Origin of the sequence: Microcystis sp. M49636_WE2 (assembly GCF_030065375.1) — a bacterium.
Lineage (GTDB): Bacteria > Cyanobacteriota > Cyanobacteriia > Cyanobacteriales > Microcystaceae > Microcystis > Microcystis aeruginosa_C.
Genome location: NZ_JASJFG010001020.1, coordinates 1 through 1,674, shown reverse-complemented (window position 1 = coordinate 1,674; position 1,674 = coordinate 1). Strand labels below are relative to the sequence as shown.

The 1,674-nt window shown below is 43.4% G+C and carries 3 protein-coding genes; 1 reads left to right on the top strand and 2 read right to left on the bottom strand.

From position 1 onward, the window contains the following. Positions 1-142: 142 nt before the first annotated feature. Together PX484_RS23415 and smpB are read right to left on the bottom strand one after the other, a co-directional pair. Complete coding sequence (locus PX484_RS23415) at positions 143-691, bottom strand: DUF2808 domain-containing protein (RefSeq protein WP_287665172.1); 549 nt, start codon at positions 689-691, stop codon at positions 143-145. A gap of 118 nt (positions 692-809) precedes the next feature. Further along, on the bottom strand, positions 810-1,274 hold the full coding sequence (gene smpB, locus PX484_RS23410) for an SsrA-binding protein SmpB (RefSeq protein ID WP_004162719.1): 465 nt from the start codon (positions 1,272-1,274) through the stop codon (positions 810-812). Positions 1,275-1,515: 241 nt separating this feature from the next. Between smpB and PX484_RS23405 the strand changes: the two genes are divergently transcribed. Continuing rightward, the coding region (locus tag PX484_RS23405) for a photosystem II biogenesis protein Psp29 (protein ID WP_288105802.1) at positions 1,516-1,674 on the top strand (159 nt) is incomplete at its 3' end.

The following is a 1,674-nucleotide window of genomic DNA, read 5'->3' as shown; positions in this document are numbered from 1 at the left end:
TGAGGTGGTCAGTTACCTAATTTTCAGGGAAAAAGTCCAGGAATTTTACCCCCGATCCCTCCAATGGTAGGCACTTTTTGAGGTCAAAAAAGTCTAAAAGCCTTATCAAACAAAGTTTTTAGATTTATTCAGCAAACCCTACTTAAGGTTCGATACTGACAATCCAAGTCCCAACGTAGAGACGGACGGGAATATTGCCGGAGGCAGTCACATCACAGGTAAAGTAATAAGTGCCTAATTCGGGATTTCTGACATTAGACATGACGATTTCAACTTTGCTGGTCGGATCGATCGCTTGTTCGGGGACAATTTGAATAACGCGAGCATCCTTATCCCAAACCACTTCCTTTAAAGGCAAAGATTTACCGTTGATGCGTACCTCGATTTTATTGGTGTCAAACTGGCCGTTAAAATAATCGGGATAGGAAATAAAAAAAGCTGAAGCCCCCTGGGAGAGTTTTTTCGGGGGAATATAGAGTTTATAACGATCCATTTGCTTGGGACGACCGCCAAATTGCAAGAAATAATCTAAGATATCCTTGCGATCGACTCCACTAAAAATTGTTAGGCCGGGGTTGCCATTGGCTAAAGTTATTTTTGGTAAAATAATCCCCGCACCCACAGCTAAAGATAGAGCAATTAAAGCGGGTGCCTTAGCATATTTAATTACTTTTGTCAAGACTTTTAACATAAATTTTAACCCAAAGTGAGGGGGATGGTGACGGCCGCAAGGGGCCTAATACAGTTCAACTGTAACAAAACCCGCTCGTTTCTTACCTAGACCTTTGCCAGTCCGATAAGTGTCTTGATTAACGCTTCATCGCTCGCGCCATATCCCGTTGATCCTGACGACGTTTCAAATCTTCGCGTTTATCGTGTAATTTTTTGCCTCTACCGAGGCCAATGCTGATTTTTACCCAACTACCTTTAAAATACATCTTCAAAGGCACAAGAGTTAAGCCTTTCTGTTCCACTTGACCGATGAGTTTGCTGATTTCCTTTTTGTGCATCAACAATTTTCTCGTCCGGCGCGGATCGTGATTAAAATATTCGCTACTCTGTTCGTAGGGGGAAATATGAACATTAATTAACACCGCTTCACCATTACGGACTAAAACGTAACCATCCCGCAGGTTTACCTTACCAGCACGCACAGATTTAACCTCGGTCCCCAGCAACTGCACCCCCGCTTCAAAAGTCTCTAAAATCTCGTAGAGATGGCGTGCTTGCCGGTTATCACTGATAATTTTGATTTTATCGTCTTGATTAGCCATATAGTCAACTGAAAAGTGAAAAAGCTTTGGGGTGTTGGGGTGTTGGGGTGTTAGGGTGTTGGGGTTTTGGGGTTTTGGGGTTTTAGTTGAAATTCCCCATTTCCCCATTGCCCTATCTTACTCGCTCTTTTGCTATCTGGGGACTGACTGCTTGCGGCTCTTTAGTGATCACTGGCCTTGTCAGGGGGAACCAGAAGGGGGAAAATGAGAGCAGTGTTAAATTTTTATGAAGTTTGGTTCTGTGGATAAAATTCGCACCGTTTCCGATAGTAAGCGTGATTTTTATACTCGCCACACCCGCCCCATCAATTCGGTGTATCGGCGCGTGGTTGAGGAATTATTAGTCGAGATGCACCTGCTCTCCGTTAATGTAGATTTCCATTATGATCCAATTTATGCC